This is a genomic window from Erythrobacter sp. MTPC3, assembly GCF_042854385.1.
In the GTDB taxonomy this organism is placed as follows: Bacteria; Pseudomonadota; Alphaproteobacteria; order Sphingomonadales; family Sphingomonadaceae; genus Erythrobacter.
This window is the reverse complement of the sequence record NZ_BTGP01000002.1, coordinates 361590-377015: the sequence shown is the minus strand read 5'-3', so window position 1 is coordinate 377015 and position 15426 is coordinate 361590. Positions and strand designations below refer to the sequence as shown.

The window sequence follows — 15426 nt, the reverse complement described above, 5'->3', positions numbered from 1 at the left end:
TGCTGTTCCGCGCCAAACGGTTGCGCAGCAACCGCAAGGGCGCCCGTGTTTTTTGGCGCCCGCCCGCAGCGCTGACAGGCGCGAGGAAATCGCGCGCCGGATGGCGTGCGAAAACCAAAAATGACCTGGTCCAAGGAACTCGAAGAACTTCGCAAGCGCGAAAAATTCGCCGAGGAAATGGGCGGCGCGGACAAAGTCGCGCGCCAGCATGGGCGCGGCAAGATGGATGCCCGCGCGCGGCTCGCGGCGTTCTGTGACGAAGGCTCTTTCCGAGAAATCGGCAAGATCGCGGGCAAAGGCCACTATGATGAAAACGGCGACCTCACAGGCGTCACCCCCGCCCCGTTCCTGTTCGGCAAGGCGACCGTAAATGGCCGCCCCGTCGTCGCCACAGCGGACGATTTCACCATACGCGGCGGCGCGGCAGACGCAGGCATCGCCCGCAAGATGGTGCAGGCCGAAACGATGGCGCACGAACTCAAACTGCCCATCATCCGCATGATCGACGGAACGGGAGGCGGCGGCTCAGTCAAGACATTGGAGCAGATCGGCGCGACCTATATCCCCGCAGTGCCCGGCTGGGGCGATGTGGTGGAGAACCTCGATACAGTGCCGGTCGTGGCCCTTGCGCTAGGGCCGACTGCTGGCCTCGGCGCGGCGCGCACAGTGGCGAGCCATTACTCGGTCATGGTGCGCGGTCTCTCACAGCTTTTCGCCGCCGGGCCTGCCGTGGTCGACGGCCTTGGCGCAGCGTACAAAAGCGCGGAGGATCACCAGCAGGCAAAGGAAGACTTGGGCGGCGCGCATATCCACACCCGCAACGGTGTGGTCGATGATGAAGCCGCCACCGAGGCAGAGGCCTTCGCCCGCGCGCGGCATTTCCTGTCTTTCATGCCGGAGCATGTGGGCCAGCTTGCCCGGCGCGTGGAGCCCTCCGATCCGGTGGACCGGCGCGAGGAGGCGCTACTTTCCCTCGTCCCGCATGATCCGAAACAGGTGTATTCGATGCGCCGCGCGCTCGAAATGATCCTCGATACCGGCACCGTGTTTGAAATTGGCAGGAACTGGGGCCGCGCCGCCATTACTGCGCTCGCACGGCTCGATGGCTATCCGGTTGCGGTCATCGCCAGCGATCCCAGCTATCTGGGCGGTTCGTGGGAGGCCAAGACGAGCGAGAAAGTCGAACGCTTCGTCAAACTGGCTGACCAGTTCCGTCTGCCCATCGTCCACTTGGTCGACAATCCCGGTTTCATGATCGGGCGCGAGGCGGAAATGGCAGGAACGATCCGGTATGGCGTGCAGGCGATGAACGCGATCTATAAAGCCAGCGTCCCGCTCGCCAGTATCGTGCTGCGCCGCGCCTATGGCATAGCGGGCAGCGCGATGAGCAATGCGGACCGGTATCAATACCGGTTTTGCTGGCCGTCAGGCGACTGGGGCAGCCTGCCCATCGCAGGGGGTCTGGAGGTTGCCTACAAATCGGAAATTGCAGCCAGCGATGATCCCGCCGCCGAACTTGAGGCGATCCGCGAGCGGCTGGACAAGGTCACGTCGCCATTCCGCAGCGCCGAACGCTTTAATGTCGAGGATATTATCGACCCGCGCGACACGCGTCCGCTGCTATGCGAATTTGCGCAGCTGGCCTGGCGAAAGCTGGAAAGCGATTAGGCGTCCTGTTTCGCGCCGAGGCCCGTTTCCGTATCGGACGGGCCGAACAATTTGCCCTTTTCACTGAACAGCACGAGCAGCAGACACGCTATCCCGCTTGCAAGCAGCGACAGCGCCAATGGCCGCGCCGTGCCGTCGAATGAATAACCGATCACTCCGCCCAGCACCGCCGCTGTTGTCATGCGGACAAACCCCTGCGCACTGCTGGCCGCGCCCGCAATCGCGAAGAACGGGTTCATCGCGATTGACCCGAAATTGCTCCCGATAAAGCCAAGCAGCATCATGTTGATCGCCATCAGCGGGACGAACACATACAGATTCTGGTCTGGCTGGAACGCGAAGAACACTTGGAGACACGCAACAAAGATAAACGCGAACAGCGCGGTGTGGCTCACCCGCCGCGCGCCGAAGCGTTCGACGATGCGCGAATTGGACCAGCTGGCAAACGCCATCGACCCGGCACAGATGCCGAAGATGATTGGGAAATTCTCTTCCGCATCAAAAGTCTCGCTGATCAATTGCTGCGAGGAATTGATGAACCCGAACAGCGCGCCAAACACCACCGAACTGCCAAATACATAACCCACGACGCTGGGCAGGCTCAGCGCGCGGCTCATATTGCGGCCGATGACTTTCGGGCGGATTTCCTGCCGGTTCTCCTCAGTCAGGCTTTCCGGCAGGCGGAAATACACCCACGTCCCGATGATGACGCCCTGCACTGCCATCGCCACGAAAATGGCGCGCCAGTTTGCGACCAGCAGGATCAACTCGCCGATACTGGGCGCAATGGCCGGGACCATCAGGAAGATCACGAAAATCAGACTCATCATGCGAGCCATTTTGTCGCCGCCCACACGGTCACGAATAATGGCCGGCGGCAAGGCAACGATCCCTGCGCCAAAAAATCCCTGCGCCGCGCGAATGGCGATCAGCGCCTCGTAACTCGAGGCAAGCGCGCTTGCCAGCGATAGCGTGATGTACACGGCGATGGAGCCAAGCAGGATGGGCCGCCGTCCGAACCTGTCGGCAAGAGCGCCCGGCACCAACGCGCCAATCCCTGCGGTAAGCAGGTATACCCCGATCACGAATTGGCGATCATTGCCCATCACCCCGAGGGATAGCGCCATATCGTCAAGCGCAGGCAGGATAGCGTCGATGCCAAACGCCTGAAGCGCCATCAACAGGGCCATCATCCAGATAAGCTCCCGCTCGCCCAGCGGCTTTCGCCGGGGCGCAGACATGGAATTATCCGTGGGCGTGAGAGAGGCATTGCCGGTCGCCATCAGCGCCCCTTTGCCGTCCGGTTCGCCCGAAAACCACTGTTCTTTTCGCATGTGCACAAAATCTTCTGCGGGGCGAAAGGTTCCGCCGCGCGCCTTCACGCACTATGTCGGCGCTTATGGCCGAAGGCGAAGGCAGCGACGAAACCGAAGAGGCAGCAGGCCTGCGCAAGATCATCCATGTCGATATGGATGCGTTCTTCGCCAGCGTTGAACAGCGCGACAATCCCGAATTGCGCGGAAAGCCCGTGGCCGTCGGCGGCGCAGGCGGGCGCGGCGTGGTCGCTGCCGCCAGTTACGAAGCGCGCAAATTTGGCGTAAAAAGCGCGATGCCATCGGTAACCGCTAAACGGTTATGTCCCGACCTCATCTTCGTCAGGAGCAATTTTGACGCTTACAAGGAAGCGAGCGGGCAAATCCGCGCAATCTTTGCCCACCACACACCGCTGGTCGAACCGCTAAGCCTGGACGAGGCGTTTCTGGACGTGACGGAGGACCGGCTGGGCATCGGCAGCGCCACGCGCATCGCCGAGCTGATCCGTCAGGAAATCCGCGCGAAGACCCGGCTGACGGCAAGCGCGGGCGTATCCTACAACAAATTCCTCGCCAAACTAGCGAGCGACCAGAACAAGCCGGACGGTATTTGCGTAATCCGGCCCGGCCAGGGCGCGGATTTCGTTGCGGGGCTGCCAGTGAGGCGGTTCCACGGTGTGGGGCCAAAGGCGGAGGAAAAGATGAAACGGCTCGGCATAGAAACGGGCGCGGATCTGGCGGCGAAAGATATCGCGTTTCTCAGGGCCAATTTCGGATCGTTTGCCGATTACCTGTTCCGGGCGGCGCGCGGGATCGACCTGCGGCCTGTAAGGGCGCACCGCGCACGCAAATCGGTCGGCGGAGAGCGCACTTTCAGCGAGGATATTTCAAGCGGCGCGGCCCTGCGGGAAACGCTGGATAACATTGTGAACATCGTGTGGACACGGGTGGAAAACGCAGGCGGGAAAGACCGCAAAGTGCGCGGACACACCGTCACGCTGAAACTGAAATTCACCGATTTCCAGCTGATGACGCGGGCGAAATCGGTGCCGCACTGGGTGGAGGACAAGGCTGAGTTTGCCCGACTTGGCCGCGCCTTGCTGGAAGAGGCGCTGCCGCTGCCCATGCCGATCCGGCTGATGGGGCTGACACTGTCAAATCTGGATCGGGGTGATAGCGAAGAGCCGCCGAAAGACAGCGCGCAGCTTTCGCTGCTTTAACGCGTTCTATGTCTTGGCGGTGTTCGCGCCGCCAATACCGCGCGCCTTCCATGCGGCAATGCGGGACCGGGTGACCCTGCCGAGCGGTTCGGGCAGCGAATGCGACGGGAAAAAACGGACCTCCAATATCTCCCTGCGATCCGGTTTCGGACGCGCATTGCATGTCGCGGCAAACAGGTGCGCAGTGTGAGGCGCGCCTGAAAGCATTTCTTCGAGGGTGCCGAGCGATTGCAACGCGGTTATCTCCACGCCCAATTCCTCGCGCACTTCGCGCCGGGCGCATTCGGCGGGGTCTTCGCCTTTTTTAAGACCGCCGCCGGGCAATGCCCAGACTTTCGGCCCGTATGAATGCCTCAACAACAATACGTCGCCGGACAGATTTGTGAGGATGACGCTGACGCCCGAAATCGGCTTGCCTGAAAATTTGCGCCAGCGATGGCGGACGCCGTGCGCGATGGGCATGATCGCGCGGTGGATCGGAGCGGGGATTAGGCCGATCATGTGAAGCACGTGACCGGCATCGAGGCAGGCCCGCGTCCGGCAGCGCCGCACAGCAGCCGCGCAATCGGCAGGTCATTCTCGCCGCGCATCGCCGCCTCGAACACGGCGCGCTTGTCCCCCGCCCCGCCCAGCGTGAAAAGGATCGCATCGCAATCGAGCAGTGCCGGCAGTGTCAGCGTAATGCGATCGAATGGCGCATGGGCGGGCAGCGGATCAGGCGTTAGCCGGCGGACATGCCGCGTGTCTTCCAGCTCCGGATCGGTGTTCGGAAAGAGCGAGGCGATGTGACCGTCCGGCCCCATGCCAAGCCATGTCAGCACAAAATGCGGCGGGCTGCTGTCTTCGCCAAGCGCACAGACCGCAGCGCCCACCGGCTCCAGCAAGGCGCGCATTTTCCCAGTGTTTGACGCCTCGTGATCCTCTGGCACGATCCGGTCATCGTTCGGCCAGAATTGCAGCCGCGCCCAGTCGAGATCGCGTTGCACCAGATCTGCCAGAATGGGAAACGGTGTCGATCCGCCCGGAATGGTCACGGCGACCGGCCCCTCTTGCTCGTCCAGCGCGGCGGCGAGCCGGGTCTCGATCCAGTCGGCTATAACGGGCGGCGAGGCATCGTTGATCATTTCGGCGGTGATGATTTCGGGCGAGTCCATTACCCCGCCATAGCAAAAGGGCTGCTCCCGGCTAACCGGAAACAGCCCTTTTGATGTGGACGCTGATGCGCCGCTTATATTCTAACGATTATCCGAGAAACGAACTGAGGAACCAGACGCGCTCTTCGGCCATGTCGGTCCAATCGTCCAGAAGGCCGTCGGTGGCGTTGTCGCCTGCCTGTTCGGCCAATTCCTTCATCGATTTCAAACGCTCGACCATCTTCTGGTTGTCATCGCGCAGTTCGGCCAACATGTCTTCGGCGGTCAGCGATGCGCTGTCCTGATCCTTGACCTGCGTCAGCTGCGAAATCATGGCAACCGATGTGATCGTATCACCGCCCTGTTTGCGGGCGCGTTCACCGATTTCATCAATCTGGTCGCGGATTTCGATAGCCTGTTCGTCGAACAGCAGGTGAAGGTCGCGGAAATGTTTACCCTTCACGTGCCAGTGAAAATTCTTGGTCTTCACATACAGCGCGAAATGATCGGCCAGCAGGCCGTTAATCTCCGAGATGAGTGCGGTTTTTGAATTGTCGTTTTGGTCAAGCATGCTTGTCCTCCTAAATTTGTAATGTGAGGCGCCGGTTTGGGGCAGCGGCGCGCAATTGGATGATCGCTAATACAATGGCCGAACGCGCAATTGGTTTCGAGGAATTGCCAATCATATTAATCGAACTGGTCGATCACAGAGGCGAGAAACGAGCGTTCAATCCGATGTAGATCGCGGCAACGATCAAACACGCGCCAAAACCGGTCCTAATCCAGCGCAGCGGGAATGCCTCCAGCCGCCGCTTGCTCGCATACCACCCGAGCGCAACAGCCGCTGCCCCGCCCAGCGCGCCGCCGATGATTGTGACAAGCGGATATACGGCTTGCGCAGCGAAAGCGAAAACGACAAAGCGCGCGCCGTCCATCAACTGGCGAACGAACAGCACCGCAGCGATCGCGACATAGGACCGCGTCGGCTCCTTCATATCCTTCAGCCGCACCTCAAACAGCAGTTCAACCCCGGCTGCGGCCAGCGCGAATGCGACCAGCATGTCTGCCGCGCGCGAAGGCAGCATTGCCGCAATGCTCCACCCGGCGAAGCCCATTACCGCCGCGCTTGCCGCAGCGCAGCCCATGCCCAACAACAACATCGGGCCGTTGTGACCGGCCGCATCGGTGAACTGGCCGACGATCAACTGGTCGCGCCCGCCCAGCGCAATCGCGAAGGTAAGTATCAGGGTGAACAGGAAAGCATCCATCTTGACCGCCCCTAGCACGCCCGCCCGCCTGTTCCAGCCCTACCGGTTTAGGCCTGCCGACCGCTTCGTATTGGCAATTGGCGTGCGCCGCGTTCCGGCGCTATCGAGAAGTGGTTGGAAGAGGAGAGACAATGAAACTTGAAAATGGAATGGCGGCCGTCGTTACAGGCGGCGCGTCGGGTCTGGGCCGGGCAAGCGCCGCTGCGCTGGCACAGCGCGGGCTGAAGGTCGCAATCTTCGACATCAATGATGCGGCGGGCGAGGAACACGCCGCCGAAATTGGCGGAACCTTCCACCATGTCGATATCATGGACGAAGACAGCGTAGAGGCAGGCTTTACCGCAGCGCGCGCCGCCAATGGTCAGGAACGCGCGACGGTGCACTGCGCCATGGCATCGAAACGCGGCAAGACCGTGGGCTTTGACAAACAGACAGGCGGATACAAACGCCTTTCGACAGCGGATTACGAATTTGGCGCGCAGGGCATTCTGGTGGCGAGCTACCGCGTCGCCAGCATCTCTGCGCTCGGCATGGCGAACAGCGATCCGGTGAATGATGACGGGGAGCGCGGATCAATCACGCTAACCGCCAGCGTCGCTGCGCAAGATGGCCAGATCGGGCAGGTCATCTACGGCAGCTGCAAATCGGGCGTGAACGGGCTGGTCCTGCCGATGGCGCGCGATCTGATGGACCTGGGCATCCGCGTCAATTCGGTCATGCCGGGCATCTTCGCCACCCCGCTGATGCTGGGAATGAAGGACCGCAATCCGCAAATGTGGGATCAGCTTAACGCGTCAGTCCCCTTTCCCAAGCGGCTGGGCGAGCCGGAGGAGTTTGCCTCCCTCATCTGCGAGATTGCCAGCAACAGCTATATCAACGGCCACCAGTTCCGGCTGGACGGAGCGATCCGAATGCCGCCGCGCTAAACGTGTGTGTGGGCTGATTGGGGAACGCGATAAATCTACGGAATTTTCCCGCGCAACTGTGGCGCGAAGGCCTGCCGCGGCGATGGAGCGGGTGAAGGGAATCGAACCCTCGTCGTCAGCTTGGGAAGCTGCTGCTCTACCATTGAGCTACACCCGCGCGGCGTTACACCGGGCTGATACTGCTGCTGCCGCGTGTGCGCAATCGCAAAGCGCGACCTTCCCGTTCCCCGGTCCGCCCCTCGCATCCAAGCCATGATTGGGGGATTAACCCCATCCCCTCCTTCCCGGCCGCGCTGCATACCCGGCGCATCAAACGGAGGAATTCATGCAACAGGCATTCTTGAACTTGCGGCTGTGGGCGGTTGCCATTTTCGCGATCTTCATGCCGCTTACCGCCCAACAGGCGGCAGCGCAGGCTCCTGCGCAATTGCCATCATATGAGGAGGTTGCGCCGGGCGAACCGACCGTAATCGATGGTGTCTGGCGTCTGCGGGAGCTGAACAAACAGGTACTCATCGAAAACGGGCACGTCATCGCGCTCGAAGGGTGGAGCCACATGATCTTCTGGAAAGTGGATCAGGGGATGGTCACCAGCACCAGCCTGACGCAGGTCGATGACGGGCAGTTCATGGCATATGACATCCTGCTCCAGCGCGAGATGGTTTGGAAATTATAGCCCGATGGCAGCATCCGGGCCGCTGGAACCGGCTTTTTCGCGCCGCAGTTTTCACTGGAGCCGCTGGAACTGGCCTATCCTGAGAACTTCGCTGAGGAAGTGGCGCTGATGGGCGGTTCTATCGGGCAGCCTGGGATCGGCGGCGCACCCGGCGGCGTGCCAACTCGCCCCGGTCCGATTGAGATCGAGGCAGGCGTTGGCACAGCGATCCAGATGTCGGATAAAATGTGCCTAGACGTGGATGGCCCCAGCCAGACCGTTCAAGGCGGCAATGTCCAGCTTTGGACCTGCAATTCAGGGACTAACCAGAAATTCATCTACCTTGAAGAGGACGGCTTGATCGTGACCGGCGCAGGCATGTGTCTGGAAGCGGCAGGCCGCGGAAAAGGGGCGCGCATTCAAGTATTCGGATGTGACGGGAACGAAGCCCAGCAATGGCAGCGGCGGCCCGCCGCGACGGTCGGCAATGCGGGGCCGGCCGCGAATATCCTTGCCAAAATGCCGTTCTACACATTCGTCCATTCGAGCGGTGCCTGCCTCGAAGTGCACCGCGCTGATCGCAGCAAGAATGGCGGACAGGTGCAGCTGTGGGACTGCGATCGCGCTCGCGGCCAGAACTGGGCCATGGTAGAATAGCAATACCGGCAACTTGGCCCGTTTTACGGTCCCGCGTGATGATCCCCCTTACAGTCATTGCGCGGGGCCACCCTTTTGTTTCGCCCAGCTGACCAGAAGTTATCCGGGCGCTCTTTTCGCAAAACTACACACGATAAGCACTTTTGGCAGGCCGCTTCCCCTTGCCGCCGCGCCGCGCGTCGGGCATTTGCGCTGGGTATACACGAGAGGAGACCTCCCCCATGCGTCAGATCGACCACTTTATCGTTGGTGACAGCCCCGACCCCGTCCGCACCCATCAGGTCTGGAACCCGTCCACCGGCGAAGTGCAGGCAGAGGTCGGGCTCGGCGATGCCGCGCTGCTGGAACAGGCGGTTGCGACCGCGCTGAAAGTGCAGCCGGAATGGGCCGCAACCAATCCGCAAAAACGCGCGCGGGTCATGTTCAAGTTCAAGGATTTGATCGAGCAGAACATGCAGCAACTGGCCGAGCTGCTGTCTTCCGAGCACGGCAAAGTCATCGACGATGCGAAGGGCGATGTTCAGCGCGGATTGGAAGTGATCGAGTATGCCTGCGGTATTCCGCAGGTGCTGAAAGGCGAATATACGCAGGGCGCAGGTCCGGGAATTGATGTCTATTCCATGCGCCAGCCGCTGGGCATTGGCGCAGGGATCACTCCGTTTAACTTCCCCGCGATGATCCCGATGTGGATGTTCGGCATGGCAATCGCGGCTGGCAACGCCTTCATTTTGAAGCCATCTGAGCGCGATCCCAGCGTGCCCGTGCGCCTCGCCGAATTGTTCGTCGAAGCTGGCGCGCCCGAGGGGCTGCTGCAGGTGGTGCACGGTGACAAGGAGATGGTCGATGCGATCCTCGATCATCCTGCCATCAGCGCCGTCAGCTTTGTCGGGTCGTCCGATATCGCGCATTACGTTTACAAGCGCGGCGTTGCCGCTGGGAAGCGTATTCAGGCGATGGGCGGCGCGAAAAACCATGGTATCGTGATGCCGGATGCGGACCTTGATCAGGTGGTCAATGATCTGGCTGGTGCGGCCTTCGGATCGGCCGGTGAACGCTGCATGGCCCTGCCGGTTGTGGTGCCGGTTGGCGAGGAAACGGCAGAGCGCCTGAAAGAAAAGCTGATCCCGGCAATCCATGCGCTGAATATCGGCGTGTCGAACGATCCCGATGCGCATTACGGCCCGGTCGTCACGCCAGAGCACAAGGCGCGCGTCGAAGGCTGGATCGATACTGCCGAGAAAGAAGGCGCGGAGATCGTCGTCGACGGGCGCGGGTTCACGCTGCAGGGGCACGAGAAAGGGTTTTTCATCGGCCCGACCCTGATCGACCATGTGACACCGAAAATGGAAAGCTATCAGGAAGAGATTTTCGGCCCCGTGCTCCAGATCGTGCGCGCCAATGACTTCGAAGATGCGCTGCGTCTGCCTAGCGACCACCAATACGGCAACGGTGTCGCGCTGTTCACCCGCAACGGCCACGCCGCACGCGAATTTGCCAGCCGCGTCAATGTCGGCATGGTCGGCATCAACGTGCCGATCCCTGTCCCCGTCAGCTATCACAGCTTTGGCGGATGGAAACGCAGCGGATTTGGCGACACCGACCAATACGGCACCGAAGGTCTGAAATTCTGGACCAAGCTCAAAAAGGTGACGCAGCGTTGGCCCGATGGCGGCGGCGATGGCAGCAACGCATTCGTGATTCCGACCATGGGATAACGCGCGGCATTACGCGCACAACAAGCGAATTGCTGCGAGAGCGGGCACTTAGAGTCCGCAGAAACGGAGGATAAAATGCGTGCTTTTCTCGGAATGATGTTGCTGATTTCACTCTCGGCGTGCGGCGGCGAAGCGTCTGAAAACATGCCCGATGAATCGCAGGCCGCGCAGGACGGGACGGAAAAGCCGATGCCTGTCGAACCAGATGGCGGCATCGGCGACGGCGCTGGGCCCATCCCCGGCACCGAAGACGGCGATGCACCGCAGGCCGACCTGATCCCCGCCCGGTTTCACGGCATATGGGATTACGAAGGCGGCACCTGCGCCCTCGAAAGCGATATGCGGATGGAAATTTCCGCCAGCGAGATCATGTTTTACGAATCGCTCGGCATAGTGAGCGGCACCCGAATGGAAGGTGAGGACGTGGTCGTCACGCTCAACATGGAAGGCGAAGGGGAAACGTGGCAACAGGCGACGCGGCTATCGCTGGTGGGCGAAGGGGAAGAGCTGCGGCTCCACGCGTCTGATGGCGAAACGCCGAAAGAAATTGACGAATATCCGGCGAAGAAATGCCCGCCAACAGGGGATCCGGCATGAAGGCTGCACTGGCTCTCCTCCCCGCGCTTTCTCTATGCGCCTGCGCGGGCGTTTATGCCGATCCTGAACCCGCCAAACCTGCGCCAGAACCGATTGAGCGTCCTGTGCAGGGGACATGCGATGCGTCGCTTGTCCAGCAGCATATCGGCGAAACCGTCACACAGGAACTGGGCCGCGTCATCCGCGAGAAAACGGGCGCACAGCGATTACGCTGGGGACCGCCCAATTCAGCATGGACGATGGATTACCGTGAGGAACGGGTAAACGTGCGCTATGACGCTGAATTGAAAATTACCGCGATCACCTGCGGATGAGCGCCGACGGTACCCGGCGCCAGCGGGCATTTTCCGGTTCGCCCTACGAAAATCAATTCGGATTTTGCCGCGCGGTTCGATACGGCGACCGCATTGTAGTCGCGGGCACTGGCCCGATCCAATCCGACGGTTCAACCACCGAAGGCGGTGCCGCTGCGCAGGCAGCCCGCTGCTGCGAATTGATTATTGCCGCTATCGAGGAGCTGGGCGGCGCAGCTTCCGATATTGTCCGCACCCGAATGCTCCTTACCGATTTTGATGACCAGGATGCCGTCGGCGCGGTCCATGCGCGGTATTTTGGAAACGCCAGACCAGCGGCGACGATGGCAGGCGTCGCTTGGCTCTGCCGCGCGGAATGGAAAGTAGAAATCGAAGCCGAAGCGATTGTGCGGCGAACTTAAGTACTCATCCGCGCATCGGGATTGCGCGACATCTGCTGTTCCACCCCGGCTTCGACCCTGTTGACCAGCTCAGTCAGGTCAACCATCGCATCCAGCTCGGCCGCGCCGACCAATTCGCGCAGCGCTCCGCTGTGATCCGCCAGCAGGATTGCTGGCAGGTCGCCGTCATATGCAGGGTATGCCTGATGAAAATTATCGCGGTGGTGAAAGATCACCTCGCAGCCCAAACCTTTCAAAAATTTTCGCCACTCTCCATGCATCGACACAGCGCCGTATGTCAGCGCGCAGAGCGAGCATGGATAATTTTGCGGCAACACCTGTTTGCGCACTGCATCGAACAGCGCATTCAGGATACCGCTGTCGGCATTATAAACGATCAGCAGAGGCGCGGTTTGGTCTGTCATGTCAATAGATACGCAACGTAACCCGCCTTGGTTACATCCTTGCGCAAATCGGGCTGGCACCTTGCGTATTCGACCCTAGCAAAAAGGTGGCCCGCCAACCCTTTTCTAGCACGGCCAAGCGGGGTAGATGCTGGCTCATGCAAGGACAATTTTCTCTCACCGACGATCAGCTTGCGATCCAGGAAATGGCGCAGCGATTCACCGCAGACAACATCACCCCGAATGCCGGGGAATGGGATGAGAAACATATCTTTCCCAAAGACGTGATCAAACAGAGCGCCGAGCTGGGGTTTGGCGCGATCTACGTCTCGGAAGAATCGGGCGGCATCGGGCTGGGCCGGCTTGAGGCGGCGCTAATCATGGAGGCGATGGCCTATGGCTGCCCCACGACTTCGGCGTTCATCTCGATCCACAACATGGCCGCGTGGATGATCGACCAGTTCGGCGGCGCGGGCGTGAAGGACAAATACCTTCCCGATCTCATCACGATGGACAAAATCGCGAGTTACTGCCTGACAGAACCGGGCAGCGGATCGGATGCTGCGGGGCTGAAAGCCAGCGCGCGGCTGGACGGGGATCATTACGTCCTCAACGGGACGAAACAATTTATCTCGGGCGGCGGCGTGAATGATGTCTATGTCACGATGGTTCGCACCAGCGATCACAAGACAAAAGGCATCACCTGCCTCGTCATTGACAAGGACACGCCCGGCGTCAGCTTTGGCGCACCGGAAAAGAAACTGGGCTGGAATGCCTCCCCCACCGCGCAGGTCATTTTTGAGGACGCGCGCGTGCCGTTGGAAAACCGCGTCGGCGATGAAGGCGAAGGTTTCCGCTTTGCGATGATGGGTCTGGATGGCGGGCGGCTGAATATCGGCGCGTGTTCACTTGGCGGGGCGCAGCGATGCCTGGATGAGGCGGTGTCCTACACCAAGGACCGCAAACAGTTCGACACAGCCATCGCCGATTTCCAGAACACCCAGTTCATGCTGGCCGACATGGCCACCGATCTGGAGGCGGCGCGCGCGCTGCTGTATCTTGCCGCGGCCAAGGTGACGGACAACGCGCCCGACAAATCGCGTTTTTCCGCAATGGCAAAACGGCTGGCGACCGACAATGGCAGCAAGGTCGTGAACGATGCGCTGCAATTGTTCGGCGGATACGGCTATCTCAAAGATTACCCGATTGAACGTTTCTGGCGCGACCTGCGCGTGCACTCCATCCTCGAAGGCACCAATCAGGTCATGCGAATGATCGTGGGCCGCGATCTGCTGCGCCAGTAAGGACCGCGAACCATGACCCAAGACGTAAACATCCATACCCATGGCCGTGTCGGCCATATCTCCCTCAACCGTCCAAAGGCGCTGCACGCGCTAACGCTGGACATGTGCCACGCGATGAGCGCGGCGCTGACCAAGTGGGAGCATGATGACGCGGTTGAAGCGGTAATCATCGACCACGCCGAAGGACGCGGATTTTGCGCGGGCGGTGATATCCTGATGCTGCGCGATTCCGCGCTGAACGATGGCGGCGTTTCGGGGCGCAAGTTCTTTCACGACGAATACCAGTTAAACCACCAGATCTTCACCTATCCGAAACCTGTCGTCGCCTTTATGGACGGGATCACGATGGGCGGCGGTGTTGGCATTTCCCAGCCAGCCAAATTCCGCGTCGCGACAGAAAACACACGCTTTGCGATGCCCGAAACCGGGATCGGCCTGTTCCCCGATGTCGGTGGCGGCTGGTATCTCTCACGCCTTGGCGGGCGCCTTGGCCAATTCCTCGCGCTGACCGGCGCGCGGCTGGACGGGGCCGAGTGTCTGTGGACCGGACTAGCGACGCATTACGTCCCAAGCGCGATGATCGCTGATTTGAAAGCGCGCATCATCGAACGTCCGAACCGGATCGCCGGCATCTTGTCCGAACCCGTGGGAACACCGCCTGACGCCCGGATCGAAAACAATGCGCTGCGCATTGCGAAACACTTCGCATCCGACAGGTACGAAAACATCCTCGCCAGCCTCGAAAACGAGATTGAAACGAACGAAAACGGCGGCGCGGATTGGGCCGCGAAAGAGCGCGATACGCTCGGCACCAAAAGCCCTCAGACCTGCAAGGTGGCTCTGCGCCAACTGGCCGAAAGCGCGAAGCTGACCGATTTTGCCGACAATATGCGCATGGAATACCGCATCGCCAGCCGCGTGCTGACCCGCCCCGATTTTGCCGAGGGCGTGCGCGCGGTGATCGTGGACAAGACGGGCGATCCCAAATGGAACCCGCCTACGCCCGAACTGGTGAGCGAAGACCTGATCGACAGCATCTTTGCGCCCCTGCCTGAAAACGAGGAATGGAAGCCGCTATGACTTACGAAGCCATCACCGCTGAAAAGAACGCGCACGGCACGAACGGCGTCACGCTGCTGACAATCAACCGGCCCGAGGCGCTGAATGCGCTGAATTCGGTGGTTCTGGACGAGCTGATACAGGCCTTCGCCGATTATCAGGCCGACGGTACCCAGCTGTGCGCTGTCCTAACCGGATCGGGCGAGAAAGCCTTTGCCGCAGGCGCGGATATCAAGGAGATGAGCGAGAAGGCTGCGGCCGATTTCTATCTCGATGATTTCTTCTCGCCGTGGACGAGCGAAATCGTAAAGAAAACCCGCAAGCCGTGGATCGCTGCCGTCAATGGATTTGCGCTGGGCGGAGGATGCGAACTTGCGATGATGGCCGATTTCATCATTGCATCGGACAATGCAAAATTCGGTCAGCCCGAAATCAAGCTGGGCGTCGCCCCCGGCATGGGCGGATCGCAGCGCCTGACCCGCGCCATCGGCAAGTCGAAATCGATGGAAATGTGTCTGACAGGCCGCATGATGGACGCCGAGGAAGCCGAACGCAGCAATTTGATCGTGCGTGTGGTCCCGCAGGCCGAATTGCTCACCAGCGTGATGAAAACCGCCGCAACCATCGCGGGAATGCCGCCAATGGCTACAATTGCGAATAAGGAAATGGTCAACAGCGCGTTTGAAATGACGCTGGATCAGGGCCTGATCGTTGAGCGCCGCATCTTCCAGATCCTCACCGCCAGCGAGGACAAAGCAGAGGGGATGGCCGCCTTCATCGAAAAACGCGAGGGCCAGTGGAAGGGGCGCTGAT

The 15426-nt window shown here is 60.7% G+C and carries 18 protein-coding genes and 1 tRNA gene; 12 read left to right on the top strand and 7 right to left on the bottom strand.

What is annotated here, in order from left to right; all coding sequences use genetic code 11:
• Positions 1 to 120: 120 nt before the first annotated feature.
• Positions 121 to 1668 (top strand): acyl-CoA carboxylase subunit beta, encoded by a 1548-nt coding sequence (locus tag ACGHU1_RS04555; protein WP_390583880.1) that lies wholly within the window; start codon positions 121 to 123, stop codon positions 1666 to 1668.
• On the opposite strand, the gene ACGHU1_RS04550 is transcribed toward ACGHU1_RS04555, so the two are convergent.
• A complete protein-coding gene (locus ACGHU1_RS04550) occupies positions 1665 to 3002 on the bottom strand; it encodes a multidrug effflux MFS transporter (protein ID WP_390583878.1) in 1338 nt (445 codons plus the stop codon). The genes ACGHU1_RS04555 and ACGHU1_RS04550 overlap by 4 nt on opposite strands.
• A 53-nt stretch (positions 3003 to 3055) precedes the next feature.
• Here ACGHU1_RS04550 and dinB point away from each other — a divergent pair, with 53 nt between their 5' ends.
• Positions 3056 to 4201 carry a DNA polymerase IV gene (dinB, locus tag ACGHU1_RS04545; protein WP_390583876.1) on the top strand — a complete coding sequence of 382 codons (1146 nt, stop codon included), beginning with the start codon at positions 3056 to 3058 and terminating at the stop codon, positions 4199 to 4201.
• A 6-nt stretch (positions 4202 to 4207) separates the two neighbouring features.
• On the opposite strand, the gene ACGHU1_RS04540 is transcribed toward dinB, so the two are convergent.
• The 4 genes from ACGHU1_RS04540 to ACGHU1_RS04525 all read right to left on the bottom strand — a co-directional run bounded on the left by ACGHU1_RS04540 (position 4208) and on the right by ACGHU1_RS04525 (position 6602).
• Positions 4208 to 4702 carry an NUDIX hydrolase gene (locus ACGHU1_RS04540; protein WP_390583874.1) on the bottom strand — a complete coding sequence of 165 codons (495 nt, stop codon included), beginning with the start codon at positions 4700 to 4702 and terminating at the stop codon, positions 4208 to 4210.
• Positions 4699 to 5355, bottom strand: coding sequence for a 6-phosphogluconolactonase (locus ACGHU1_RS04535; protein WP_390583872.1), 657 nt, complete (start codon positions 5353 to 5355; stop codon positions 4699 to 4701). Before ACGHU1_RS04535 ends, ACGHU1_RS04540 begins: the two co-directional genes overlap by 4 nt.
• Before the next feature lie 88 nt (positions 5356 to 5443).
• Positions 5444 to 5905 (bottom strand): Dps family protein, encoded by a 462-nt coding sequence (locus ACGHU1_RS04530; RefSeq protein WP_390583869.1) that lies wholly within the window; start codon positions 5903 to 5905, stop codon positions 5444 to 5446.
• A gap of 133 nt (positions 5906 to 6038) precedes the next feature.
• On the bottom strand, positions 6039 to 6602 hold the full coding sequence (locus tag ACGHU1_RS04525) for a hypothetical protein (protein WP_390583867.1): 564 nt from the start codon (positions 6600 to 6602) through the stop codon (positions 6039 to 6041).
• Between the two features lie 131 nt (positions 6603 to 6733).
• Between ACGHU1_RS04525 and ACGHU1_RS04520 the strand changes: the two genes are divergently transcribed.
• Complete coding sequence (locus ACGHU1_RS04520; RefSeq protein ID WP_390583865.1) at positions 6734 to 7528, top strand: SDR family oxidoreductase; 795 nt, start codon at positions 6734 to 6736, stop codon at positions 7526 to 7528.
• Between the two features lie 83 nt (positions 7529 to 7611).
• On the opposite strand, the gene ACGHU1_RS04515 is transcribed toward ACGHU1_RS04520, so the two are convergent.
• Positions 7612 to 7685: transfer RNA gene (locus ACGHU1_RS04515), tRNA-Gly, on the bottom strand.
• Positions 7686 to 7853: 168 nt separating this feature from the next.
• On the opposite strand from ACGHU1_RS04515, the gene ACGHU1_RS04510 reads away from it, so the two are divergent.
• From ACGHU1_RS04510 to ACGHU1_RS04485, 6 genes are all read left to right on the top strand, one after another.
• Entirely contained in the window at positions 7854 to 8204 is a 351-nt protein-coding gene (locus tag ACGHU1_RS04510) for a hypothetical protein (protein ID WP_390583863.1), read from the top strand.
• 108 nt (positions 8205 to 8312) lie between these two features.
• Complete coding sequence (locus tag ACGHU1_RS04505; RefSeq protein WP_390583861.1) at positions 8313 to 8840, top strand: RICIN domain-containing protein; 528 nt, start codon at positions 8313 to 8315, stop codon at positions 8838 to 8840.
• 221 nt (positions 8841 to 9061) lie between these two features.
• Positions 9062 to 10555: a CoA-acylating methylmalonate-semialdehyde dehydrogenase gene (locus tag ACGHU1_RS04500; RefSeq protein WP_390583859.1), complete on the top strand. Its 1494-nt coding sequence runs from the start codon at positions 9062 to 9064 to the stop codon at positions 10553 to 10555.
• A 75-nt stretch (positions 10556 to 10630) separates the two neighbouring features.
• Entirely contained in the window at positions 10631 to 11152 is a 522-nt protein-coding gene (locus ACGHU1_RS04495; RefSeq protein ID WP_390583857.1) for a hypothetical protein, read from the top strand.
• Complete coding sequence (locus ACGHU1_RS04490) at positions 11149 to 11466, top strand: I78 family peptidase inhibitor (protein WP_390583855.1); 318 nt, start codon at positions 11149 to 11151, stop codon at positions 11464 to 11466. Before ACGHU1_RS04495 ends, ACGHU1_RS04490 begins: the two co-directional genes overlap by 4 nt.
• Positions 11463 to 11867, top strand: coding sequence for a RidA family protein (locus ACGHU1_RS04485; RefSeq protein ID WP_390583853.1), 405 nt, complete (start codon positions 11463 to 11465; stop codon positions 11865 to 11867). The genes ACGHU1_RS04490 and ACGHU1_RS04485 overlap by 4 nt, the downstream gene beginning before the upstream one ends.
• On the opposite strand, the gene ACGHU1_RS04480 is transcribed toward ACGHU1_RS04485, so the two are convergent.
• Positions 11864 to 12271 (bottom strand): hypothetical protein, encoded by a 408-nt coding sequence (locus ACGHU1_RS04480; RefSeq protein WP_390583851.1) that lies wholly within the window; start codon positions 12269 to 12271, stop codon positions 11864 to 11866. The two genes, ACGHU1_RS04485 and ACGHU1_RS04480, sit on opposite strands and share 4 nt — an antisense overlap.
• A 137-nt stretch (positions 12272 to 12408) precedes the next feature.
• Between ACGHU1_RS04480 and ACGHU1_RS04475 the strand changes: the two genes are divergently transcribed.
• Genes ACGHU1_RS04475 through ACGHU1_RS04465 form a run of 3 tightly spaced genes read left to right on the top strand, consistent with a single transcriptional unit; the run spans position 12409 to position 15425 of the window.
• Complete coding sequence (locus ACGHU1_RS04475; RefSeq protein ID WP_390583849.1) at positions 12409 to 13554, top strand: acyl-CoA dehydrogenase family protein; 1146 nt, start codon at positions 12409 to 12411, stop codon at positions 13552 to 13554.
• A gap of 12 nt (positions 13555 to 13566) precedes the next feature.
• The gene (locus tag ACGHU1_RS04470) at positions 13567 to 14634 is read left to right on the top strand and encodes an enoyl-CoA hydratase/isomerase family protein (RefSeq protein WP_390583847.1); all 1068 of its coding nucleotides are present in this window, start codon (positions 13567 to 13569) and stop codon (positions 14632 to 14634) included.
• On the top strand, positions 14631 to 15425 hold the full coding sequence (locus tag ACGHU1_RS04465; RefSeq protein WP_390583845.1) for an enoyl-CoA hydratase-related protein: 795 nt from the start codon (positions 14631 to 14633) through the stop codon (positions 15423 to 15425). Before ACGHU1_RS04470 ends, ACGHU1_RS04465 begins: the two co-directional genes overlap by 4 nt.
• Position 15426: the final 1 nt, after the last annotated feature.